The 22,297-nt window shown below is 63.9% G+C and carries 19 protein-coding genes and 1 riboswitch; of the genes, 5 read left to right on the top strand and 14 right to left on the bottom strand.

The genetic code is table 11. The features are described from left to right. Positions 1 to 163: 163 nt before the first annotated feature. The 3 genes from tssC to P9292_RS36970 form a co-directional block, all read right to left on the bottom strand. Positions 164 to 1,669: a type VI secretion system contractile sheath large subunit gene (tssC, locus tag P9292_RS36980; protein WP_370652288.1), complete on the bottom strand. Its 1,506-nt coding sequence runs from the start codon at positions 1,667 to 1,669 to the stop codon at positions 164 to 166. A gap of 21 nt (positions 1,670 to 1,690) precedes the next feature. Next, positions 1,691 to 2,185, bottom strand: a complete 495-nt coding sequence (gene tssB, locus P9292_RS36975) for a type VI secretion system contractile sheath small subunit (protein WP_244831862.1) — start codon at positions 2,183 to 2,185, stop codon at positions 1,691 to 1,693. A 470-nt stretch (positions 2,186 to 2,655) separates the two neighbouring features. Continuing rightward, on the bottom strand, positions 2,656 to 3,144 hold the full coding sequence (locus P9292_RS36970; RefSeq protein ID WP_244831861.1) for an Hcp family type VI secretion system effector: 489 nt from the start codon (positions 3,142 to 3,144) through the stop codon (positions 2,656 to 2,658). A gap of 294 nt (positions 3,145 to 3,438) precedes the next feature. On the opposite strand from P9292_RS36970, the gene P9292_RS36965 reads away from it, so the two are divergent. Genes P9292_RS36965 through tssA form a run of 3 tightly spaced genes read left to right on the top strand, consistent with a single transcriptional unit; the run spans position 3,439 to position 8,096 of the window. Further along, on the top strand, positions 3,439 to 5,730 hold the full coding sequence (locus tag P9292_RS36965; protein WP_309964481.1) for an ATP-binding protein: 2,292 nt from the start codon (positions 3,439 to 3,441) through the stop codon (positions 5,728 to 5,730). Between the two features lie 4 nt (positions 5,731 to 5,734). Further along, positions 5,735 to 6,475, top strand: a complete 741-nt coding sequence (locus tag P9292_RS36960) for a response regulator transcription factor (protein ID WP_244831859.1) — start codon at positions 5,735 to 5,737, stop codon at positions 6,473 to 6,475. A 43-nt stretch (positions 6,476 to 6,518) separates the two neighbouring features. After that, a complete protein-coding gene (gene tssA, locus P9292_RS36955) occupies positions 6,519 to 8,096 on the top strand; it encodes a type VI secretion system protein TssA (protein WP_309964479.1) in 1,578 nt (525 codons plus the stop codon). Positions 8,097 to 8,451: 355 nt separating this feature from the next. Here the strand turns inward: tssA and P9292_RS36950 are convergent, their stop codons facing one another. The 6 genes from P9292_RS36950 to P9292_RS36925 form a co-directional block, all read right to left on the bottom strand. Next, positions 8,452 to 8,622 carry a hypothetical protein gene (locus tag P9292_RS36950; protein ID WP_309964477.1) on the bottom strand — a complete coding sequence of 57 codons (171 nt, stop codon included), beginning with the start codon at positions 8,620 to 8,622 and terminating at the stop codon, positions 8,452 to 8,454. 681 nt (positions 8,623 to 9,303) lie between these two features. Further along, on the bottom strand, positions 9,304 to 11,196 hold the full coding sequence (locus P9292_RS36945) for a hypothetical protein (protein WP_309964475.1): 1,893 nt from the start codon (positions 11,194 to 11,196) through the stop codon (positions 9,304 to 9,306). Next, complete coding sequence (locus P9292_RS36940) at positions 11,175 to 13,361, bottom strand: type VI secretion protein IcmF/TssM N-terminal domain-containing protein (RefSeq protein ID WP_309964473.1); 2,187 nt, start codon at positions 13,359 to 13,361, stop codon at positions 11,175 to 11,177. The genes P9292_RS36945 and P9292_RS36940 overlap by 22 nt, the downstream gene beginning before the upstream one ends. Further along, entirely contained in the window at positions 13,358 to 14,326 is a 969-nt protein-coding gene (locus tag P9292_RS36935; protein ID WP_309964471.1) for a DotU family type IV/VI secretion system protein, read from the bottom strand. The genes P9292_RS36940 and P9292_RS36935 overlap by 4 nt, the downstream gene beginning before the upstream one ends. Position 14,327: 1 nt before the next feature. After that, positions 14,328 to 15,713 (bottom strand): type VI secretion system baseplate subunit TssK, encoded by a 1,386-nt coding sequence (gene tssK / locus P9292_RS36930; RefSeq protein WP_309964468.1) that lies wholly within the window; start codon positions 15,711 to 15,713, stop codon positions 14,328 to 14,330. 10 nt (positions 15,714 to 15,723) lie between these two features. Continuing rightward, positions 15,724 to 16,509 carry a type VI secretion lipoprotein TssJ gene (locus P9292_RS36925; protein ID WP_250511763.1) on the bottom strand — a complete coding sequence of 262 codons (786 nt, stop codon included), beginning with the start codon at positions 16,507 to 16,509 and terminating at the stop codon, positions 15,724 to 15,726. 160 nt (positions 16,510 to 16,669) lie between these two features. Here P9292_RS36925 and P9292_RS36920 point away from each other — a divergent pair, with 160 nt between their 5' ends. Then, a complete protein-coding gene (locus P9292_RS36920; protein ID WP_244831853.1) occupies positions 16,670 to 17,380 on the top strand; it encodes a hypothetical protein in 711 nt (236 codons plus the stop codon). 278 nt (positions 17,381 to 17,658) lie between these two features. Further along, a complete protein-coding gene (locus P9292_RS36915) occupies positions 17,659 to 17,841 on the top strand; it encodes a hypothetical protein (protein WP_244831852.1) in 183 nt (60 codons plus the stop codon). 230 nt (positions 17,842 to 18,071) lie between these two features. On the opposite strand, the gene P9292_RS36910 is transcribed toward P9292_RS36915, so the two are convergent. The 5 genes from P9292_RS36910 to P9292_RS36890 all read right to left on the bottom strand — a co-directional run bounded on the left by P9292_RS36910 (position 18,072) and on the right by P9292_RS36890 (position 22,294). Beyond that, positions 18,072 to 18,575, bottom strand: coding sequence for a 6,7-dimethyl-8-ribityllumazine synthase (locus P9292_RS36910; RefSeq protein WP_250468067.1), 504 nt, complete (start codon positions 18,573 to 18,575; stop codon positions 18,072 to 18,074). 100 nt (positions 18,576 to 18,675) lie between these two features. Then, positions 18,676 to 18,844: riboswitch (FMN riboswitch) on the bottom strand. Between the two features lie 110 nt (positions 18,845 to 18,954). Further along, the gene (locus P9292_RS36905; RefSeq protein ID WP_250468066.1) at positions 18,955 to 19,308 is read right to left on the bottom strand and encodes a RidA family protein; all 354 of its coding nucleotides are present in this window, start codon (positions 19,306 to 19,308) and stop codon (positions 18,955 to 18,957) included. A gap of 59 nt (positions 19,309 to 19,367) precedes the next feature. Then, on the bottom strand, positions 19,368 to 20,543 hold the full coding sequence (locus P9292_RS36900; protein WP_250495319.1) for an FAD-binding oxidoreductase: 1,176 nt from the start codon (positions 20,541 to 20,543) through the stop codon (positions 19,368 to 19,370). Continuing rightward, positions 20,536 to 21,942, bottom strand: coding sequence for an FAD-dependent oxidoreductase (locus P9292_RS36895; RefSeq protein WP_309964464.1), 1,407 nt, complete (start codon positions 21,940 to 21,942; stop codon positions 20,536 to 20,538). Before P9292_RS36895 ends, P9292_RS36900 begins: the two co-directional genes overlap by 8 nt. Then, on the bottom strand, positions 21,932 to 22,294 hold the full coding sequence (locus tag P9292_RS36890) for a (2Fe-2S)-binding protein (RefSeq protein ID WP_309964462.1): 363 nt from the start codon (positions 22,292 to 22,294) through the stop codon (positions 21,932 to 21,934). Before P9292_RS36890 ends, P9292_RS36895 begins: the two co-directional genes overlap by 11 nt. Positions 22,295 to 22,297 lie beyond the last annotated feature (3 nt).

Here is a 22,297-nt window from a genome sequence, read left to right as displayed (position 1 = left end):
CATCGACTCGATGCGCCCATTTACGTGTAGGTGTCGGAGCGCATGAACACAGTGTGAGCGCGGGCGGTTACCGCCTCGTTGCAGGTGACCGCCCGCGTGTTACGGATGAAACCTGGCCGAAGCGCCGCTTATGTTCGCGGCTGCCTCGAACCCGATGCGCGCATCAGGCAGTTTCCAGCTTGCCGACGAGCGACAGCGTGAACGACGCGCCCATGTACTTGAAGTGCGGACGCACCTTCATGTCGACCTTGTACCAGCCCGGTTCGCCTTCCACGTCGAGCACGTTGATTTCGGCCTGACGCAACGGGCGGCGGCTGCGCACGCCCGGACTCGGGTTGTCCATGTCGGCGACGTACTGGCGAATCCAGTTGTTGAGTTCCTTCTCCAGATCGCCGCGCTCCTTCCACGTGCCGATGTTCTCGCGCTGCATCACCTTGATGTAGTGCGCCATGCGGCTCATGACGAACATGTACGGCAATTGCGTGCTGAGCTTGTAATTGAGCTCGGCTTCCTTGCCTTCTTTCGACTGGCCGAAGAACTTCGGTTTCTGCGCCGAGTTGGCGGAGAAGAACGCGGCGTTGTCGCTGTCCTTGCGCATGGTGAGCGCCATGAAACCTTGCTCGGCCAGCTCGAACTCGCGTCGTTCGGAAATCAGGATTTCGGTCGGAATCTTGTTCTGGATCTCGCCCATGGATTCGAACGAATACACCGGCAAGTCCTGCACCGTGCCGCCGCCTTGCGGGCCGATCACGTTGGCGCACCAGCGGTAGTCCGCGAAGCTTTCGGTGAGACGCGTGGCAAACGCGAAGGCCGCGTTGCCCCACAGGAACTGGTCGTTACCGCTCGAGACGTCTTCCTTGTAGTTGAATTTCTTCGAAGGCGCCGTTTCCGGGCCGTACGGCACGCGCAGGAGGAAATGCGGCGCGGTCAGGCCGACGTAGCGCGCATCTTCGCTTTCGCGGAAGGCGTTCCACTTGACGTACTTCGGACCTTCGAAGATGGACGACAGATCTTTCAGGTTCGGCAACTGATCGAACGAGTCGATGCCGAAGAAATCCGCGCCGGCGGCGGCGACGAAAGGCGTGTGACCCATCGCGGCGACGCTTGCCGAATATTGCAGCAGCTTGACATCCGGCGCGCTTGCATTGAACTCGTAGTTAGCGATAATCGCGCCGAACGGCTGGCCGCCGAACTGGCCGTATTCGGCCGTATAGACGTTCTTGTACAGCCCTGACTTGGTGATCTCGGGCGCGTCCTGGAAGTCGTCGAGCAGCTTCTGCTTGCTCACGCTCATCAACTGAATCTTGATGTTCTCGCGGAAGTTGGTGCGGTCCACCAGAAACTTGAGCGAGCGCCACGACGACTCCAGCTTCTGGAAGTCATCGTGATGCAGGATGGCATCGACCTGCGCGCACAGCTTGCGGTCGAGGCTCGCGATCATGTCGTCGACGGTCGCGGCGGTGACACGCTCCACCGAACGCTGCGGTTCGAGCAGTTGCGCGACGAACGCCTGAATACCCTGGCGCGTGATCGAGTACGCTTCGTCGCCCGGCTTGATGCGGGCCGACTCCACCAGTTGATCGAGCAGCGAGACTTCGCCCGCCGCGGCCTCTGCCGGCGCCGCTGCGCCGGATTGCTGTTGTTCGTCGCTCAATTCAATCTCCTTCATCTACGAAGTGCTGGTTCCGCGTTACTTGTCTTGTGCGCCGAGTTCGCCGAGCAGCCGCGCGCGCACGCCTTCGTCCTGGATCAGCTCTTGCAGACGCTTGCGGAAGTCGGGCAGATTGCCGATCGGGCTTTTCAGCGCCTTCAGGGCGTCGCGCAGTTCGAGCATCTGACGCAGCTCGGGAATGCGTTCCGCGAGCGCATCGGGCGTGAAGTCGTTGATCGAGTCGAACTTCAGGTCGAGCGAGAGCACGTCGTCGGGACCGGCTTTCTCGTCGAGCTTGTTCGGCACCGAGAGTTGCAGGCCGAGCTTTTGGCCTTTCAGCACTTCGTTGAAGTTGTCCTTGTCGACGTTGATCGGCTTCATGTCTTCGATCGGTACGTCGTCCTGACGCAACGTGAAGTCGCCGAGCACGAGCAACTTGAGCGGCAGTTCCACTTCTGCCTGCGCGTCTCCCGTGGCCGGGCGATAGACGATATTGACGCGTTCCTTCGGAGCAACCGAACCATCATTTGCCATTTCCATCTCCAGATTCACGGCGCCGCGCTGGCAGTGCGGACATCGATGAAAACGCGTCTCGCGCACCGTGCGACTGACGCGGGCCGCCGCCACTGCATACGCTCGGGCGGGCAGCCATCGCCTGAGCACGGGATAACTAACGAAATTGCGTGATACGGAATGCGGGGTGCGGCGCGGGGCGGATGTGAGCCGCTTCAGACTGTCGGATGCTCTGCCCGCGATTGAGCGAAAGGATCGGCGAGTCCGGATGGGAAACGGTCCTTGAGGCTTGAGTGCCTGTCCCGGAATTGAGTGCGAGCCATTATAAACAGACGTATCTCAAAAACCCAACGCATTTTTATCAGTTCATATGCTCTAAAGATCGTCCTCGACAAGCCGTATACGGCGGCCTCCGAAGACGCGGCTTCAGCGCTCGAAAACCCTTGTGCGACAAGGCTTTCGAGCGTATGTCCAGCGGCTGTCCAGGTGGCTCAGGCCTTCGGCGCGAGCCATGAATCCTCGGCTTCGATACCGTCCGGCTCGTAGGTCCAGGTAATCTTTTCGTAGGTGAACGCGAGGTCCTCCATGTGTCCGATCTGCCGGTTGTTCGGATCGAGGCAGTTCGGTGTCCATGACTTCATGTTGGTCAGGATCGCGTTCTCGAGCTTGGCGGTGTAGTACTTTTCCTCCGTGCCTTTCGGCGAGATGCGATAGAACTCGAGCGTGACGGTCTTCAACTGTTCGCCGGACGTCAACGCCTGATAAAGCTTCGGGCTCGACTTGTCGATCTCCTTGCTCACCGTCATCGCGCCATGCACGCGCTTGCCGGTGGGCAGTCCGGTCTGCGGGCTTTTCGGAATTTCGATGGTGTGATCCACGGCTTGCACGAGGATCTTGCCTTCGTGACCTTGCACCTTCGTGGCGCCTTCGATTTTTCCCTGGTTTTGACCTTCGACGGTCAGATAGCACGGCATCGGCATGATTCACCTCTTCTAGGTTGTTCGGGTTGGAGCGCCGTTCTCTTCAGGTCCGGCGCATGTTTGTAGTGTCGGCGGGCGCCGTTGCAGCCGTGTTGCGCCAAGGGCGCCGCGTGTTTCATCCGTAACGAACGCGCAACTGCCTGGGTTCGCGAACGTTCGGTCGCCTGTTGCGCGATTTGTGCGCTGCGTTGTGCGTTGCTTTAGCCCGCATTACACTTGCGACCATTTCTAAGATAAATCTCAGGTCGTATCGGAATGCTTATCGCCGATGCGCTCGCTCAACCGGGGGCCACTGTGACCAATGACGTTCGTGCGGCCGCCGCCGCGCCGCACGGTCTGCCCGCTACCGGCGCGCGTCACCATGTGGTGGGCTTGCGGCGCGCCCTGTCTTTGGGCGTGGTTTACGGCGTCCTTTCGACACCGCTCGACACGCTCGGCACCGGTTCGGCGTTGGCGGCGGTGGTGTGGCCCGCCCCGGCGATGGCGGTGGCCTATCTCTGGCGTCGGCCGCTCGGCGAATGGCCGGCCGCGCTCGTCGCGATCTTCATCGCGATGGTCATCGTCGGTCAGTTCGACGTGTTCCCGCTTTGGGTCGATGCGTCCTTCGCGCTCGTCAACGTGCTCGGCGTGGGCGTGGGCGTCGGGCTTGCTTGGCGCTTTGTGAGCCGCCGCGCGCGTCTCGATACCACCGCGCGCTTCACACGCTTCTTGCTATTGCTGCCGTTTGGCACCGTTTTCGCGATGGCGCTCGCGGGTAGCGCGCTATCGCATGCGATCGGCGGTCGCGATCTCATCGATGTCTGGCGCACCATCATGGGCAGCAACGGTCTGGCGATGCTCGTCCTCGTGCCCGGTCTGCTCGCGTGGACTACGCCGCCCGATCCGGATGCGCGGCCGGTGCGCGCGTGGGTCGTCGTCGTGCCGGCGCTGTGCGGCGCGGCGCTGATGATCGAGGCGTTCCGCATCCAGCTTCCTGACGAGACCGAGCATTTGCTGCTGATTCTGCTGCTCGTCTGGGCGGCGGTCGCCGGGTCGATCCGCGCGGCGACGCTCGCGGCTTTCGTCATCGTGACGACAGGCGTGGCGCTCACGGTGACGGGCAATGGTTCGTACCATCAAAACGGCATCGTCGGCGTGCGGCAGTTGCAGATCGACCTCGCCGTGCTGTGCACGCTGGTGTTTTACGTGGCGGTCGCGCTGCTCGAACGGCGTGGTTACGAGGCGCGTCTGCAACGCGTGCAGAAGCTCGAATCGCTCGGCCTTTTGGTGAGCGGCATTGCACACGATTTCAACAATGTGCTGGGCGCCGTGCGCGGCCACGCCGAATACGCCGATGAACTTCTTCCCGCCGATGCCGATGCGCGCCGTCCGCTGCAACACGTGCTGGCGGCAGTCAGAAGCGGCACCGCGATGACCGAGCAGATGCTGCTCGCGGTCGGGCGCGGCAGTCCGCGACGTAGCGAACCGGTGTCGATGCGCGTGGTCATCGACGAGGCGGTGGGTTTGGCGACGGCGGATCATCGCGGGCCGGTGACGATTGCCGTGGAATACGACGACGTTCGCCTGGGCACCAGCGGTATCGATGCGTGGCCTGTCGCGGGCGATCATGCGCAGCTCGTGCGGGTGCTTTTGAACCTGCTGCGCAACGCGGCGCAGGCGGCGCGCAGCTGGGTGATCCTGCGCGTGTCGGCGGGCGTGCCGCGCGAGGAAATCGCGGATGTCGGGCGCGTGCCGGAGCGCACCGCGGTGATTCTGGAAGTGCACGACGATGGGCCCGGGATTGCGCCGGATATCGCATCGCGGATTTTCGACCCGTTCTTTTCGACCAAGCGCAAGCAGAGCGGGCATGGGTTGGGGTTGTCGATCGCGGCGGGAATCGTCGCGGATCACGACGGCGGGATTACGGTCGGAAACGGGCCGCTGGGTGGGGCGATGTTTCGGGTGTTGTTGCCGGCGAAGCGCGTGAAGGGTGTGGCGACGGGGCCGCGCGGTGGCCTGGGCGACGGGGGAATGCATGAGGCTAGTGATGCGGATGCGGCTTATGTGACGCCGCCGCGGTCGACTATCGGAACCGATGCGTTGCCGTCGGATGGAGAAAAGGCTAACGCGGATTATTTGGCGACAGCGCCGAGCATTGCGTCCATGTCGCGAGCGATGGATGCGGTTCACGCGCCGGGCACGCCCTGCACCGAGCCCAACGCTCCCATCGGCCAAGGCGAGCCCGTCCTCCTTGTCGAAGACGACGACACCCTCCGCGCGCTCCTCGAAGACTGGCTCGCCGAATCCGGCTTCGAGCCTGCGAGCTACGCGTCGCCCGCCACCGCGCTCGACGCATTGCAAGCCGATCCGCACGGCTTCGCGTTCCTCGTCAGCGACATCGAAATGGATGATCTGCGCGGCGACGAACTCATCGTCGCCGCGCGCGAACGCAGTCCCGCGCTGCCCGCGCTCTTGATCAGCGGGGCGCGGCAGGGCGCGCATATCGCCGCGGGCGTGAGCGTGCCGTTTCTCGCCAAACCGTTTGGCCGCGCCGATTTTTCGCGCGCGGTGCAGGCGCTTTATCACTCACACGAAGCCACGCGCTAACGCCATGCCGAGTTCACCCCGCATATTGATCGTCGACGATGACCATTCCTTGCGTGTTCTGCTCGTCGAATATCTAGCCGGACACGGCATGACGACCGAAGGCGCGGCATCCGCCGCCGAAGCGCGCGAATGCCTCGCCGCCGATACCTTCGATCTCGTGTTGCTCGACCTCGGCCTGCCCGACGGCGACGGCCTCGAACTCGCGCGCGAATGGCGCGCGGGCGGCGAGGGCGGCGCCATGCCGATCATCTGCCTCACGGGCCGCACCGAGGAAGCCGACCGCGTGATGGGCCTCGAACTCGGTGCGGACGATTACGTCACCAAGCCGTTTTCGCCGCGCGAAGTGCTCGCCCGCGTGCGCGCCGTGTTGCGGCGCACGGGCGCGGGCGCGGCGCAGGGCGCGCCGATCACGCGCGGAAAGCTGCCGCGCGCATATCGCTTCGGCGGCTGGACGCTGAATCTGAACACGCGCCGCCTCAAGTCGCAGGACGACGAGACCGTTACCCTCACCAACGCCGAGTTCAATTTGCTGGTCGTGCTGCTCGGCGCGCCTAATCGCGTGGTGTCGCGCGAACACATGATCGAGCGCACCCGCGCGTTCGACGATGTCTATGATCGCGCCATCGACGTCCAGATTTTGCGGCTGCGTCGCAAGATCGAGGAAGATGCGCGCGCGCCCAAGCTGCTGTGCACGGAACGCGGCGCGGGCTACTACCTGAATGCGGAAATCGAGGAAGTGTGGTGATCTACCTTTACGTGTTTCCCGATTTATCCTCGACGAATAAGCCATGAGTCCTCCTTTCGATACGCTCGGTTCCGCGCCCATTACGCCGGACAACCCCGCTGGCGACGATGTCCGCGACGATCCCGACTTCGATCGCCTGCAGACTGAGATCGACAAACTCAACAGCCCGAGCGCGGCGGCCGGCACGGACTGGGACGTGGTGCAGCGCGCTGCCACCGTGCTGCTCGCCGAACGCGGCAAGGACTTGCTCGTCGCGTGTTATCTCGCGGGCGCACTCATGCGCCGTTCCGGCCTCGAAGGCCTTGCGAGCGGCTTGACGGTCATCGACGATCTGCTCGCGAATTACTGGGAAACGCTGCATCCGGGCCTCTCGCGCTTGCGGGCGCGGCGCAACGCGTTGTCGTGGATTTTCGAGCGGGCGGTTCAGTTCGTCGTGGACAAGGTGGACCGCGATACGCAGCAGGAGCGCGCATTGATCGATGCGTTGCAGACGCGCCTCGAAGCCATCGATACGCGTCTTGCCGAGAAAGACCCGGACGCGCCGAGCGTGCGGCCGTTGCTCAATCAGATTCGCACGTTGCCGGTTCGGGAAGCTGTGCCCGAGCCCGTGCCTGCTGTAGACGCGCCTGTCGCGTCGGCGGAGACACGACCAGCACAAATCTCGCGTCCTTCTGCGCCGGCCGCTGCCGCATCGCTTGCCGTCGCGCCGCTTTCGAACGCGGCCATTGTGTCCGATGCCGATGCCGACCGCGCCTTCGAGCAGATCGCCGAGCGGCTGGTGACGCTGGCGGGCTTCCGGCGTGGCAATCGGGTGAGCGATGCGCAGGCGTATCGGCTGAATCGGCTTGCGGCGTGGGGCGCGATCGAAACCGCGCCGCTTGCCGAGCGTGGCCAGACGCGCATTCCGGGGCCGATCGCGGAACTGGCGATTGCGCTGGACCGCCTGCAATCCGGCGATGCGCCCGAGGACACGCTCACGTTCGCAGAGGCGAACTTGCCGGCGTTTCCGTTCTGGATGGATTTGAATCGCGCGAGCGCGCAGGCGCTTGTGAATCTTGGCGAGCCGTTCGCGGACGCGCTCGCCGAAGTGAACGCGGCGACGCTGCAACTGTTGCGCCGCGCCCCGGAGTTGCCGAATCTGACTTTCGCGGATGGCAAGCCTTTCGCGGATGGCGCGACGCTCGAATGGATCACGAGCCTGCAACGCAATGCGGCGACGGGTTCGGGCGGCGGCGCGGCGCCGGATGCGCTCGCGGTGGCGCTCGGCACGGCGCGCTCGCTCGCCGCGGCGGGCGACCTCGAAGCGGCGGCAGTGGCGCTCCAGGGCGCGACGTTGGGCACGAATCCGGAACAACGCCTGCGCGCGACCATCCACTTGAGCGAATTGATGCTGGCGCATCGGCCGAACGCGCCGCTGCGGCCGTTCGCGCAGATGATCGTCGGCGAAGTGGATCGGCATGAGCTCGACCGCTGGACGCCGCAACTCGCGCTGGAGGCGTTGAGCGCGGCGCACGCGCTGTATCAGCAAAACGATGCGCATGCCGAAGCGATTGCACTGGTGGCGCGCATTGCGAAGATCGATGCGGCTGCGGCGGTGAAGTTGGCGTTGGGGGGCGTGTAGGGGAAGGCGGTCGTGCGCGACGCGTGACGACGGCGGCCTGATAACGGCTCGTTCGCTTGCTCAACGCGCGCCACCCACGGTTCCAGTAGCCCCCCTATTCAAGCCATCGTCCAGTGAGGCGAATCCGGGGGACATAGGTTGAAGACTTGGGCGCAGGCCGCCGTTCGAAGCTGCTGTGATACTGCTTGTGCCAGTTGGTTGTGCTCGCAGGAGAACTGCTGCACTGTCAGCACCCGTTCCGCGACAGGCGAACGTGCTTTAGGATCGGCGTTAGCCACATTCAGGCCGTCAAGTGAACTGGTCAGCGGGCCGCGAGTGTTAACTCCCAGCCGCGCTCCATTTACCGCTGTGGTCCCTACCCCTTCTTACTGTCTTTACGCGCTTTACGCGCGAGCTGCTTCTCACTCTCGGTCACGCGCGTCATTGCGCGCGCCTGATTCTTGAAGATCAACGCATCGAGCACGCCGCGCACGAGTTGCTGATCCTGCTCGGGCGTGCACGCAATGGTTTCGAACTGACAACGCACGACATCATCGGGGCCGCGCTCGCCTTCATCAGAAATTAGCGCATCTAAATTAACGCCGAGCCCGATAGCGAGGCATGGCACTTCATGGCGATACCGCCGCTTCGCTCTTAGCGACGAAGAATGCCGAAGCGGACAAGGACGCGCATTAAAAATATTCAGAAAATACTGGCATTGAAAAAATCAGCGGACAGCCTGATGTCTATGCGGCAGTAAGAACTTAGTTTCCGTTAATTTAGTCGAGGAATTTATTGTGAAAAAGCACGCTTATGTTGCGCATAGGCCGTTATCAAATGAAAAGGGTAAGGGCACGACGCATCACGTGGTAATCGTTGACCGAAAAGAGGTAAAGGAAACTAAAACGCAGAAAGAGGCAGCGGATTGGGCACTGTCAATGAACTACTCAGTACACGTTGCACGAGAGCGGCATTTGCAGGATCAGGATAAGCCCGCGCATTGGCGGCAGTACCCTTAAGAAGATGTAGCAAAGCGGAAATAGCTAGGTATGGCGGCACGGAAGTTTACTCCGTGCTGCTTGAATGGCGAGAGCGCGAGACGATGCGCGACCAAGAAAGGGAAGAACTAAGAACCAGCGTCGTTGCCGGTGTCATAGTGTATTCAGCAATAAAGAATAGCCGGCCCGTTGCCGCATCCCAAGCCCCGCCCAGATACCAAACACCGAACTCAAGACCCCGCCCCCGACAACCCCGGCACTGTCGGCAAGATCGGCAACGGCGGCACGTCCGGCGCCGTCATCGGTCCTGACTGAATCGGTGCAAACGAAGGCGCCGCCGCCGTCACCAGCGGGCCGCGCGCTTCCAGCAGACTATCGAAACGCGCCTGCAGCGTCTGCGTTCCCGCCGGAGAAGCCGGCGCATTCCAGCACATCCCGATCTGCTGCGGCAACGACACGCGTAGCGGCTGCGGCGTCGTCCCGCCACCATTACCCGCCAGCTTGATCAGCAACAACTGCTGCGTCTGCGCCGCAAGCGTATCGATCGCTTGCTGGCGCAGCTGCGTCTCTTTCTGCTGCGCGTCCTGCAATTGCGCCAGCTGCGTCGCGCCATCGATGATCGCGTCCTCGCCACGGAACTCGTAACGCACCGTGATCTGGTCGATGCCGCGCTGCGCGAGCGCCGCCGCCGACGACGGAAAATCCTGCGGCGTGAACAATCGGTGCCCATCGCGGAAGTCGCGCAGGAAACTGACCACGCCCGCATCGCCGCGATAACGCTTGGAGAGCGTCAGGCCATCGAAACGAATCAGCAAACTCACCTCGCCACACTGGCCGAGTGTCCAGTTGAAAGTGTCGCTCACCGGGAAGTTGAAGTTGGTCAACGTGCGCGCGCCCGCCGCACACTGCACCGTCAGCACAGTCGCGAATGGCCGCATGCGCGCTGAAGGATTCACGTCGATAGGCTGCGCCGTAATCGTCAACGGAAACGCCTTCGCCTGCGCCGCCGCAATCTGCTGCTTCACACTCGCAATGGCCTGCTCCGCATTGGCCTGCTGCTGCTTCGCCTGCTCTTGCGCCGCCTGCGCCTGCGCTGCGTCGGCTTCGGCGCGGGACTTGGCGCGCTGTGCTTCCATCAGCTGCGCGGTGCGCTTGCCGACCGCCGAATTGAGCGTCGGCAGGAACGCGGCGGTGAAGGGCACGCTGTAATCGGCCGTCTGCACTTCCGAAATCGCGCTCGCCGAATGCGTCAGGAACGGCTTGGCCGGCCCATCCACAAAACTCCACACCGAACCCTGCGGACCGTACAACTGATCGACGACCTGCGTCATGCTGGTCGCCGCCTGCAACGGCCAATACACCTTGCTGTCCCAATCCGATTGCAACGCGCACGAAGTCTCTTCTTCCGTATAAGCCAGCACGAAATGCAGCGGCCCGCCGATCAGATGCCAGATGGCCTGATCAGCCGCGCCGTTGGAATCGACTTCGTCACGCAGGCGCAGAAGGGCGCGCGCGGCATCGTGTACAGGCGATGTCTTCACCGCCGGATCGACGCCAAAGCCATGAAACGCAGCCGATACGCCATATGCCTTCGCGGTGCCATCGGTGACGGTGGCCGCGATCTGATCGATGTCCTGAAAATAGTCGCGCATGGCGGATGCCGCCCGCGCATTGACGCGCACCGCCGCCGCGCCCGCCAGCGGACTGCTCGCGATGCTGTCGCGGATCGCCTGGCCGCCGAACGAGTTGATGCTTTGCACGATGCCACCCGCACGGCTCGCGATCAGCGCGCCGGTGGCATCGCGCCGCAGGCGGCCCATGCGTCGAGCGGTCTGCAGCCAGTCGGGCAACTGGGCGTCGGCCACGCCTTCGAACTCGTCGTTGACGCGATCGAGCGCGCGCAGATAAGGGCTCGCGTTCTGCGTGATGGTCGCGAGCCGTCCGCGCCAGGCATCGCGGCCCGGTAGCATGCGTTCGCCCTGCGGCACGGTTTGCACGAAGCTCTGCCACGCCTGAAAGCGCTCGATCTGATAGTCGTGGTCGAAGAACGCCTGTTGCTGCATGAGTTGCGCATCGTCGACGACCGCCTGGTGAATCTCCTTCAGATAGCCGTCGATATCCACCCGTCCCGCGCGCGTGTACGCGGCCGGACCTTGATCCCCGCGAGCCGGTTCGCTTCGGCGAGTTGCGCGTCGGTGCGCGCGGCTTCCACGGCCTTCGAATCGGGCGCCGTTGCACGGCTCGACGCCGCCGTGATGCGCCCGCCCGCGACATTGCCCGCAACCGGAGCATCCACGTTTGCCAGACGCAGGGATTGCGCGCGCGCCGAGTTCGCGTCGAGCCAGAAGTCGGCGAGCGAGACATCGTGCAGATGCGGGTCGATCGGCGCAAGCTGCGTGAGCCAGTGCATGCGGTTCTGGTACAGCGCCTGGGCAAGCGTCGCCTGCTGTTGCGCCACGCGCGTCACGATGTCGCGCGCATTCGTCGCCGACCACGCGATATAGGAAATGCGCAAGTCGTTGATCTGGTCGAAGAGTTGCGACGACCACGGCGCCATGTCGCTATAAAGCGGCTGAGGCATCGCGGCAAGTTCCGGACGATCCGCGCCCGCCACTTTCGCGCGCAGCAGATTCGTCACGCGCACTTCGTTGAGGATGCTAAGCGGCAGCGTTCCATCGGTATCGTTGACGAGATCGCGCCGCAAATCCAGATCGAAATCGCGTTCGACGGCTGGTCGGATGTACTGCAGATATTGCTGCGTGTATTGCTGGCGCAGCCGTTCCTGCAAGCGGTCGATATGGCCGGAGATCATCCAGCGCGAACGCCAGTTGCGGTTGCGGCGATCGATCTCGCGCAGCGCGGTGTTGCTGCGCGTGAGGGTAGCGGCGTCATCGACGAGCAAGCCGTCGAAGCGCTGATGAAACGGATAGCTGCGCTCGATCTGCGTCAGCGTGTTGACGTTGCGGATGAACGACATCGTGATCAGCAAGCCGAACGCAACGGCCAACATCACCCACGCGAGCATGCCTAGATGTTGGGTCGCGGCGAACCAGCGATTGACAAGCGCGGCAGGTTTGCCGACGTTGCGGTCTTGCGGCAGGATGCGGCCGAAGAGATCGTGCAGGAACACGCCGGTCGTCGAGGGTTCGTGCGGCGGCATCGGGCGCAGCGTCTCCGGCAGCACCGCCGAGCGCGCGCCGCCGGCCTGCAGGCCGCTCGAAAAGAACAGTCCGCGCAAGAACGGCGATTCCAGATACGGGCTGTTACCAAGGCACGCCTTCACGAAGAGTTCGGTGCCCGCGCGCAGGCGGTCGAGTTCGTTCGGAAACAGCAGCAGTTCCACCGCCGATTGCGGATGCCGCGCAACCAGCGCAACCCGCATCGCGCGTAGTCGTTCGACGATGGCATCGAAGGCCAGTGAGAGGAAGCGCTCGGTCGGCGGATCGTCGGCGGTGGCGGGCGCGAGATGACCCATCGCCTGATTCAACGCGGTCTCGGGCAAGAGCGTGCTCCAGCTTTCGAAGCCATAGAGCTGATCGCACTTGGTGACGAGCACGTACACCGGAAAGCGCCGCCCGAAAAGGCGGATCAACTGTTCTATGCGCGCACGGATCACGCGCGCTTCCTGATCGATCGCCTCGCGGTCCGGCGTGACGAGCCGGTCGGCGGAGATGGCGAGCACGAGTCCGTTGATGCCTTCGCGTCCGCGATAGCGCGACAGCAGGTCCAGCACCAGATTCCACTCGCGGCGGTCGGCGTCTTCGTTGTCGGCATCGACATAACGGCCCGCGCAGTCGAGCACGATGGAGCGGTCGAAGTACCACCAGTCGCAATTTTCGGTTTGCGGGACCGGCGCGCCTTGTTGCGTGTGATCCTGCAGCGAAGTGGACAGCCGCGAGCGCGCGAGCGCCGTGGTCTTGCCCGCGCCCGGTCTGCCGATCACCATGTACCAGGGCAGCACGTAGAGCGGATTGCCGAGACGCTTCAGGCTCGAACCGCGCAGGAGCGCCGCGGCATCGCGGAACTTGCGGCGCAAGGCGCCCGTGCGCGACCCGCGCTGCGCGGCTTCCTGTTCGGCACGCCGCTGCCGCGCGATGATGCTGCGGGAACGATACGCAAGCGTCAGGCGCCGCAGGAAGATCAACATGAAGAACATGCCGAGCGCGCCGAAGAAAATCGCGGCGGACGCCCACAACGGCCATTCGAGATACAGCGTCAGCCCCCAGCTGACGAGCGCCAGCACGACGAGCGCAAGGAGCCACAGCAGAACGGTGCGCAGGACTTTCATTGGATGAGCGGAAGAACAGCGTTCACCATCTGCACGATGATCAGGTGATAGGTGCCGTAGAGCACGGCGAGCACGACCACGGGCAAGCCGAAGCCGATGAGCGTCTGCCGGCGAAGCCGCCAGCGCACCCGGCGCGCCGCCGGTTCGACGCCGGTTTGCGCCGCGCGCGCCGATTCCTCGCTGACATACGCTTGCGGAAAGAGCACCGCGCCGGTGGCGGCCGGAACGCCGCCTTCGTCGAGCACTTTCTGAAGCGTGACGCGGCGGCGTTCGTCGAGCTGACGCGAGCTGCGCTCCTGCGCATAGCGACCCTTGAAGCCGAGCGCGAGACACAGCGCAAAGACTTCGCGCACATCGGCCTGATCGTCGCGCAGATCGTCGAGACGCGCGTAGAACGAGACGCCGGCGGTCGTAGTGTTGAAGTGGCGGCGCTGCATCAGATGACGCTGCCAGTGCGGCGCGCCAGCCCATTCGGATGAGATCAGCACTTCGTCGGCCCAGGCGAGCACGGCGAAAAGCGCGTTGTCGAAATCCGATGGTACGAAATTGTGGATGCGCGCTTCGTGCCGTGCCTGGTCGATGGCTTCGTCGATCGCTTCGGCGAGTGCGCGTGCGCGCGCGGCGTCCTCGGCGGGCGTGCCGCTCGATGCGTTCGATACACTCGCCCGTGGCGCGAGCGAAGGAAGCGGCGCGGGCGCCGGCGGGGCATCGGCGATGGCGACGGCGTTGGCGTTAGCGTTAGCGCTTGCATTGCCATTGGCGGCCATCTCGCCGATAGGCTGCGGCGCAAACGGCGAACCGCCAGCGGAAGCAGGCTGCGATGCAACCGGACGCGGCGCGGCGGGCAAGGGCCTTGGAACGGCAGGCGCCGCCGTCGACGGCCGCAAGAAGGCCGGGGCGGCGGCCGTATCGATCGTCTGCCGCACCAGCGCGATGACGGGGATCAAAGTGTCGGTCAGATGCACGTCATCTCCGCAGGATCACGATCTCGGCGCGCAGATCGGCGGGGGCATCGAGCCAGTGAAGAGCGATATCGCCTTCGCGCTCGACGAGTTCCCACTGCTCGCTCACCTGTTCGATACGGAAGTAGAACGAATGCGCGCGACGCGGCAAACCCTGCGGCGCGTGCGGCATATGAATCAGTTCGAGGCCGGGCAGGGCGTGGCGCACGAGCGTCGGAATCTCGCCGAGCGCGGACAAACGCGCGCCGTTGACGATGCCATCCACCACCCATTGCGGATCTTCCTGCGTCCGCACGACGAGATAAAAGCGGTTGCGGTTGCCGAACACGCTGCGCGGCACTTGTCCGTGATAGACGCCGTCGCGTGGCTCCAGCACGACCAGAAACTCCGGCCCGACCGTGATCTCGTTGAGCAGATGCCCGATGGTCACGCGCGCGCGCCCGAAGCAGCCGTCGAGGTCGAGGTGATCGTAAGCGGGCAGACCGGCGCCGCCGTCCATCTCGCCGAGCATGGTGAAGCGCTCCGAGAACGAGCTCAGTTCGCCGACGAGTTGCCGCAACACGCCATATGCGAGCCACGGATGCACCTGTTCGCTCTCGATCAGATGGAACAGGCTCGGCGAAAAGCGATTGAGCGATCGCAACGCGAGCAGGAACAGCATGTACGACGCGTCGAACTCGGCCTTCTGCATCTCGCGCGGATTCTTGTACTCCTGCAACTGGCGGGCGCGTCCTGCAAGCTCGTCGCGGATCTCGCGCAGCATCGTGCGCAGCGCATCGGAACCGGCGAGCGCGTAACTCGGCGGGATGAAGCGGTCGGCGAGCACGACGGTGTCGCCATCGCGCACCAGCCGCGCAATGGGAATCAGCTCGTACTGATCCAGATGATCCAGCTCCGATTCGAAGAACACCTTCAGCACATAGCGCAGCGTTTGCAGCGGCGCGTCGGGGCCTTCGGAATAGAGGTCGGGCGTCTCGGGAACGGACATCACCGTGGCGAAGCGTGTGGCGACGTTCGCGGCGTCGGCGAGCGTGCCGACTTCGGTGACGTTCTTTTCCTGCTCGCTCGCGCGGCGCACGCCGAGATAGACGTTGAGCGGACGGTCCCCCTGCACCCAGCTTGCCTCGAAGGTGCGCGGCGCGATCACCGCGTTCTCGGGATACTCGACATAGTGATGATCGCGGAACAGAAGACGCGCGCGCTGCACGTCGATGGTGCGATTCGCGATGGCGCTTCTCGACAGTTCGAGCGCGCCGACGCCCCAGAAATGCGGCACGCCGGCTTCGTAAAGCGGCGTCTGCGTGAAACGGCTGTGCTGATCCGCGAGCTGAAAATGCTGCGGCTGCAGAAACATTCCCTGATGCCAGTAGACGGCTTGCTTGTCTTCCACGTCGGGCTCGTCAGTTGGGGAGTTTGATGGTGGCGGTATCGGCTGCGCCGTTCGATGGCGTGAGCGGCACTTCCTTGCCGCCGCCGTCGAGCGGCACGATCTGCTGCTTCGCCTGTGCGCGTTTTTGCGCGGCGACGATCTGCGGCGGTTCCGGATTCAGACGCGCGGCGTCGCTGATCGCATCACGTCCGAGCGACAGGCGCAACGCAAGCGTTTGCGGTTGCGCCGCATAATCGTGGCCGACGAACGCCTGATTCGATATGGCGAGCGGAATCTCGAAGAGACGCGCGCTGGACGCCGGGTCCATCGTGTAGAAGCCCGCGATCAGCCCGACCATCTTCGCTTTCGCGGCGCGATCGATCGAGAGGATCGTGTGACCGCCCGGCTGCACGACGTAGCGCGTGAGCTGAAGGATCGCGGGATTCGGCGCCGCTTCGCCGAGCGTCGAGGCGAGCGTGCCGGCATCGGCCGACAGTTTGCGAAACGAATCGGCGTCGGCGGTCTGCACCACGCCGAGCAGGAGCGTATGCGGCTCGTTGTTGTATTCGTTGAGTAGATCGTCGGCGTCGAGCTGCACGAGGATGGCGTCGCCCGCCGCGCTCCAGTCGACGGCCGCGACGGCCTGCTTCGCGCTCGTGCCGCTGAACATGGAGCAGCCCGCGAGGACCAATCCGAAGGCGAGCGCGCAGACGGTGAGTACGCGTTGCGCCGTGCGTCGCAACGTGGGGGCGACGCGGATCGTCTGCTCTGCTACGCTTGCGGCAAATTCGGCTTGCCTGAGAGTCGGTCTACTCATGTCCCTCGATCTTTCCCGTCGTAATCGTAGTCGTAGTCATGGTCTGGCCAAGCGATCCTTGCCGCCGAAGCCGGGCTTGCGCCGTCTTGCCGTCGCGGGCGCATGCTTGATGACTTTCGCGATGCTTTCGGCCACCGCGCCCGGATGCAGGGCCGCCGATATGGCTAACACGGTTAACGGCAGCGACACCGCTCAACCTGAGGTGCAATCGACCGAAGTTGCGCACACGGGCCTGCCCGTCACCGTGCCGGTCGTTTCCGTCAGCACGCTCACCACGACCACGCTCGCCAGTCAGCACGAGTGCCGCCCGACGCTCACCACCGTGCGCGAGTTCGAGGTGGCGCAGGCGAATGCGCGCCCGTGGTTCGTGCGGCATATCGAAGGTCTGACTGGCGCTCCGCTCGGGGCGGCGGGCGCGGCGTGGCTCGCGGCGCATTTTCTGGCGGAGCGCATTTGGATTTTGCCGGCCGCGCTCGCGGGCGGCGCCGTGGGCTGGGTGGTCGGACCGTTCGGCATCCTGCTGGGTGCGGGCGGCGGCGTGCTTGGGCACGCGCTGACGCACAAGATATCGGTGACGGTCGCCGGCGGCGTGGCGGGCGGCCTGATCGGCATGGCGCTCTGGCATTTCCTGATTCCCCCGCCGAAGCCGGCCACGCCCGATTCGCCCGTCGACGTGCCGGTGGAGCACTTCGTGACGAACGACCAATGCGGCGATGTCCAGCACGCCCGCTTTCGCGGCGGCGATCTCTACAAGGTTGATTTCATGCTCGACGGCAAGCCGATGTCCGCCGATCTGCCATACGACCCGGGCAACACGCTCGCGGTGTATCCCGATGGCCAGCCGGTCGTGCGCAACTTGCCGATTCCTTGATTCCCTGATTCCGTGACCGGATGCCAGTACTCCCTAAAGACGATTTGGCGGATCGGGCAAGAGGAATTGTCTTAAAAAAGCGAACCGAGTGTAACACGCGTTTCGCTTGATTTTTGGCGGAAATCGGCGTGACGTTGCGGCGTTGCAGCCTTGATGGGCGTGTAACGGAGCTATGTTTCAGATGAAACCCCGTGCTTCTTTTTGCTAACGCTCGTGTAACTCTGTTGGCGCAAAGTGCGCTTCATGGAGTCATTCGGGAAGCATGAGCGGGGAACATCATGAAAAAGCGTCTGGGATGGGTGGCGGGTGTAGTGCTGGCGGCGTTGCTAATAGCGGGCTTCGCGACGGTCGGCAATGACGATTTACCGTCGGCGGGGTTCTGCGTGGTGTCGTCGGATGGAGAGGTGTTGCAGGCGCTGGATTCCATGCGCGCGGTGAAGCCGGGGGATTCGGCAAGTTGAGTGGATCGCGGCGTAACGCAAAGTCCGCCGTGTTGCTGGTTCCGTCCGTGATTGCGCGCGGAGCTCAATGCCGTCGCGAAATCCGCTCATCCCGATGCCGCGCGGATCGTGGTTCCGGAACCGATATCGTGGTGTGGGATCGACGGCTGTTCGCGGTCGGCGATTGAAGAACGTCGCTTTGCGATTAAAGCGGGCCTTCGTCAAAAAGCCCGCTCATCTGCTTCGAATGCTCAACCCGCCACCGGCAACGCACTCAACTTGGCGATCGTATCCGCGCAAGCATGCGCCGCTTCCGCACCCTTCACGAGAAAGTGCTCCTTGAAGAAGCCGATATGCTCTTCGCCATGATGAAAATGATGCGGCGTAAGCACGGCCGAAAAAACCGGCGTGCCGGTTTCGAGTTGCACCTGCATCAAGCCGTTGATGACAGCCGTCGCGACGAACTCGTGCCGATAAATTCCGCCATCGACCACCAGTCCCGCCGCGACAATGCCCGCGTATTGGCCGCTTAGCGCAAGACGTTTGGCGTGCAGCGGAATCTCGAATGCGCCAGCGACTTCGTAGAGATCGATATCGTCCGCTGTGTAACCGCGCTTCTGCATGGCTTCGATGAACGAGGTCTTGCATTGATCGACGATATCGCGATGCCAGCAAGCCTGCACGAAAGCGACGCGCGCACGAGTGGAGCCTGCAGCCGATACTGCCTGGGTTTCGTTCGAATTGGAAAAGTTCATGGACATCAGCCTGTTTGGTGTGAACAGGGCGAAGGACGGCCAATGGCCTTCGCACGCGACAAAATAAGCGCGAACGAAGCGTGACGAAGCACACTGACTGTCCTGTTCTCTTTCATCCGGACTATACCGTCGGCCCCGGAATCAAACCGGGTCTGCTGACCTCTCCGACCGTGAAAGCCGGAGAGCGCTCGCGGGCTACGTCCCTTTCGTGAAAACATCGGGAAACGATTACCGCCGGTGGGGAATCTCACCCCGCCCCGAGAACTCGCTCATCGCAACCGTGCGATGAACAGGCTGGAAGTTACCATGAAACGTGGCTTTTTGTGCGGTGCGTTTCGCACATTCAAATCACGAAAAGCGATAAGCGGCAGCAGCCCGTTCACGCCAACGCCACCACCGCGATCTCCACCAGCAACTCGGGCGTTGCCAATTGCGCTTGCACCGTCGCGCGGGTCGGCGCATGCCCTTGCGGCACCCACGCATCCCACACTTCGTTCATGCCGCTGAAATCGCGGGAGATATCCGCAAGCCACACTTGTGCCGACACGAGACGCGTCTTGTCGATGCCCGCTTTCTCCAGAAAGCCGTCGATCTTTTCGAGCACCTTGGCGGTTTGCAGTTTGATATCCGGCGAATGATCGGCGGAAGTCTGGCCGCCGATAAACACGAGACCCGCTGCCTTGACGACGCGGCTCATCCGCTGATTGGTGTCGATGCGAACGATATCGCCCATAATGTTTTTCCTTGAACGTTGAGATTGAAACGAAGTCGCCGCGCGAAAACGCGCGGCATTCAATGCGCGACGAGACGTGCGGTATTCGCATCCGAAGAAGACGCGGCCGCGCGCCCGAAGCGATCGATGGCGAATGCATCGAGTGAAATGGACGGCGCGCCATCGAGCATGAGTTCGGAGACGAGCTTGCCGCAGCCGGGTCCGAGCTGAAAACCGCTGCCGCAATAGCCAAACGAGTAATAGAGATTCGATGCCTTGCGGCTTGCCGAGATCACTGGAAGCTCATCCTCGGTGAATGCCTCGACACCGGCCCACGCGCGATTGACGCCCAGATGGCGCAGATGCGGGAACAGATCGGTGACGGTTTTAGCGCTGCGCACGAGGCGCACGAAATCCACTTCGCCATGACGCGCAAGCAGGTCCGCAATGCCGATCAGCTTGCCGCCGATCACCACCGTGCCGTTATCGAACTGCTTGAAGGACAGCGGCCGTCCCGTTGCGCCGAGTGTCGCGCGACAGAAGGGCGCGACGCGATGCGTGACCATCAGCATCAGACCTTCGGGATGCACCGGCACCGGCTCGCCCACCTGTTTCGCGAGTTCGCCGGACCACGCGCCCGCCGTGACGAGCAGCTTTTCCGCGCTGAACGTGCCGTGCGGCGTGTAGGCGAACCAGCGCGCGCCGCGTTGCTCGATACGACGCACCGGCGTGCCTTCCAGAAAGCGCGCGCCGAGTTTTTGCGCGGCGAGCCGGAAGGCCGTGGTCGTGCGATACGGCAGCGCGAAGCCATCGCGCTCGACCCAGATGCCGCCCGTGACATGCCGAGCCAGAGCGGGTTCGAGTTCGAGCACGGCCTCTCGGTCGATCACTTTCTCGTGCGTGAAGCCATGCGATTCGAGCAGGGCGACGCGCTCGCGGCATGCTTCGAGTTCATCGTCCGTCTCGGCTATCTTGAGCTGGCCCGATGGCACGAAGCCGCCATCCTCGCCAATCAGATCGCGCATGCCGTGCCAGATTTCACGCGACATCAGCGCGAGCGGAATCTCGGGCAGCGCGCGTCCGAGCGTGCGTACGCCGCCCGCATTCACGCCGGACGAATGACGCGCAACGTAATCGGCTTCGAGCACGATCACCTTCGCGCCGCGCCGCGTCATGTGGAACGCGCTGCTCGTGCCGTGCAGTCCGCCGCCAACCACGAGCACATCGGCTTCCTGAACGTCGGTTGCGTCATTCACCGGCGAGTTCTCCGAGCGTGAGCGGCTTGATCGGCGGACGAATGCGGTAGTAGCCGACTTCGGCGGGCGAGACACGCCGCGCATCCGCGATGACTTCGGTCACCGTGAGACCGCACATGCGGCCCTGACACGGACCCATGCCGCAACGTCCGAACGACTTCGCCTGATTCGGTCCGACGCAACCCATCTCGACGAATTTGCGCAATTCGCCCGCCGTGACTTCCTCGCAGCGGCACACGATAGTCTCGTTGCGCGGAATGCGGTTGATATCGCGCGGACGATAAAGGCTGTCGAGAAATGGCCGGATGCGCAGCACGCCCGCCAGCGCGCGGCGCTGCCCGGCCGCTTCGGCGTCGCGCGTGGCGGCGTTCAGCGCGCCGAGTTGCGCCGCGACCGCGAGGCCCGCGAGCGAGCCCTGCAAGGCCGCCGCCTGCGCGCCGCCGATACCCGCGCCGTCGCCCGCGACGAAGATGCCGGGCACATCCAGCTCACCCCACGCATCGACTTTGGGCGTGAAGCAAAGCTGCGCGTCGTCCCAGCGATGCGACGCCCGCAAAGCCTGCGTGAACTGCGTATTCGGCACGACGCCCTGATGCAGCAGGATCACGTCCGCTTCAAGGCGGTGCGCCGCGCCTTGCGTCGTGAAGTGAAGCGCGGCCGCATGCTCGACGTTATCCGCGCCGATGCGCCCTTCCACGCGCAGATCGTCGGCCGCTTCGAAGATTGGCACGCCGGCGTCGCGCAAGGTGCGGATCAGTTGCAGGCCCTTGCTCAGGAACGGCCACGCGCGCAACGCGGACAGCATGTGACGCTTCGCGCGCCAGCGGTCTTCGTGACGCGTGGTGTCGACGAGCGCGCGAATCGGCACGCCGGCGCGCACATATTGCCAGCCAAGCAGATACAGCAACGGCCCGCAGCCCGCGAGAACCGGTGGCGCGGCAGGCACTTCGCCCGCGCTCTTCAGGAGAATCTGCGCGGCACCCGCCGTCAGCACGCCGGGCAGCGTCCAGCCGGGAATCGGGAAGGGCCGCTCCAGCGCGCCGCTTGCGAGAATCACGCGTTGCGCGTCGAAGCTGCCGATCTTGCCGTCCTTCAGATAGTTGATGCCGCGCTCGCGCGTGACTTGCCAGACGCTCGCATTGGTCACGTGACGCGCGCCCGATGCCGCGAACGCGCGGGCGATCTCCGCGCCCGCCGCGTAGTCGGGGCCAAGTATCTCCTTGCGACGCGCATCGGCGTGAGCGATGCCACGATAAATCTGGCCGCCCACGGCGTCCTGTTCATCGATCAAGACGGTTTTGAGGCCCGCGCGGGCGGCGCGCGTGGCCGCGCTCATGCCGGCCGGACCAGCGCCGATCACGACCACATCGACGGCTTCGGAGGCGAAATCAGCGGCCATGCGCGTTCTCCAGCGGGGTATCGGCGAGTGTCATGGGCGGCAGATCGCGCGCGCCTTCCTGCCAGCAGATACGCATGCCCGCCTGCACTTCGACCATGCAACTCTGACGGCTCGGAATGCCGTCGATTTCGACGAGGCATTCGAAGCACGCGCCCATCATGCAATACGGCGCGCGCGGCGCACCCGACACCGGCGTCGCACGAAAGCGCGAGACGCCCGCCGCGAGCAGCGCGGCCGCGACGGAACGGCCGCCTGGCACGGACAAAGGCTGGTCGTTGAAGAAGATCTCGATGGCCGCGGCGGATTCCCCCGGCAGCGGCTTGAACAGCGTGTGAGTCGATTGGAAAGTCATGTC

Origin of the sequence: Caballeronia sp. LZ001, from assembly GCF_031450875.1 — a bacterium.
In the GTDB taxonomy this organism is placed as follows: domain Bacteria; phylum Pseudomonadota; class Gammaproteobacteria; order Burkholderiales; family Burkholderiaceae; genus Caballeronia.
The sequence above is the reverse complement of the archived record's forward strand: the minus strand, read 5'-3'. Positions and strand labels throughout refer to the sequence as shown.

Coding starts and splice junctions, on each gene's coding strand:
- P9292_RS36915 (WP_244831852.1), top strand. CDS start 17,659: ATGAAAAAGCGTCTGGGATGGGTGGCGGGTGTAGTGCTGGCGGCGTTG.
- P9292_RS36895 (WP_309964464.1), bottom strand. CDS start 21,942: ATGGCCGCTGATTTCGCCTCCGAAGCCGTCGATGTGGTCGTGATCGGC.
- P9292_RS36940 (WP_309964473.1), bottom strand. CDS start 13,361: ATGAAAGTCCTGCGCACCGTTCTGCTGTGGCTCCTTGCGCTCGTCGTG.
- P9292_RS36905 (WP_250468066.1), bottom strand. CDS start 19,308: ATGGGCGATATCGTTCGCATCGACACCAATCAGCGGATGAGCCGCGTC.
- tssC (WP_370652288.1), bottom strand. CDS start 1,669: ATGAAGGAGATTGAATTGAGCGACGAACAACAGCAATCCGGCGCAGCG.
- tssB (WP_244831862.1), bottom strand. CDS start 2,185: ATGGCAAATGATGGTTCGGTTGCTCCGAAGGAACGCGTCAATATCGTC.
- P9292_RS36910 (WP_250468067.1), bottom strand. CDS start 18,575: ATGAACTTTTCCAATTCGAACGAAACCCAGGCAGTATCGGCTGCAGGC.
- P9292_RS36925 (WP_250511763.1), bottom strand. CDS start 16,509: ATGAGTAGACCGACTCTCAGGCAAGCCGAATTTGCCGCAAGCGTAGCA.
- P9292_RS36970 (WP_244831861.1), bottom strand. CDS start 3,144: ATGCCGATGCCGTGCTATCTGACCGTCGAAGGTCAAAACCAGGGAAAA.
- P9292_RS36890 (WP_309964462.1), bottom strand. CDS start 22,294: ATGACTTTCCAATCGACTCACACGCTGTTCAAGCCGCTGCCGGGGGAA.
- P9292_RS36920 (WP_244831853.1), top strand. CDS start 16,670: ATGGCTAACACGGTTAACGGCAGCGACACCGCTCAACCTGAGGTGCAA.
- P9292_RS36960 (WP_244831859.1), top strand. CDS start 5,735: ATGCCGAGTTCACCCCGCATATTGATCGTCGACGATGACCATTCCTTG.
- tssA (WP_309964479.1), top strand. CDS start 6,519: ATGAGTCCTCCTTTCGATACGCTCGGTTCCGCGCCCATTACGCCGGAC.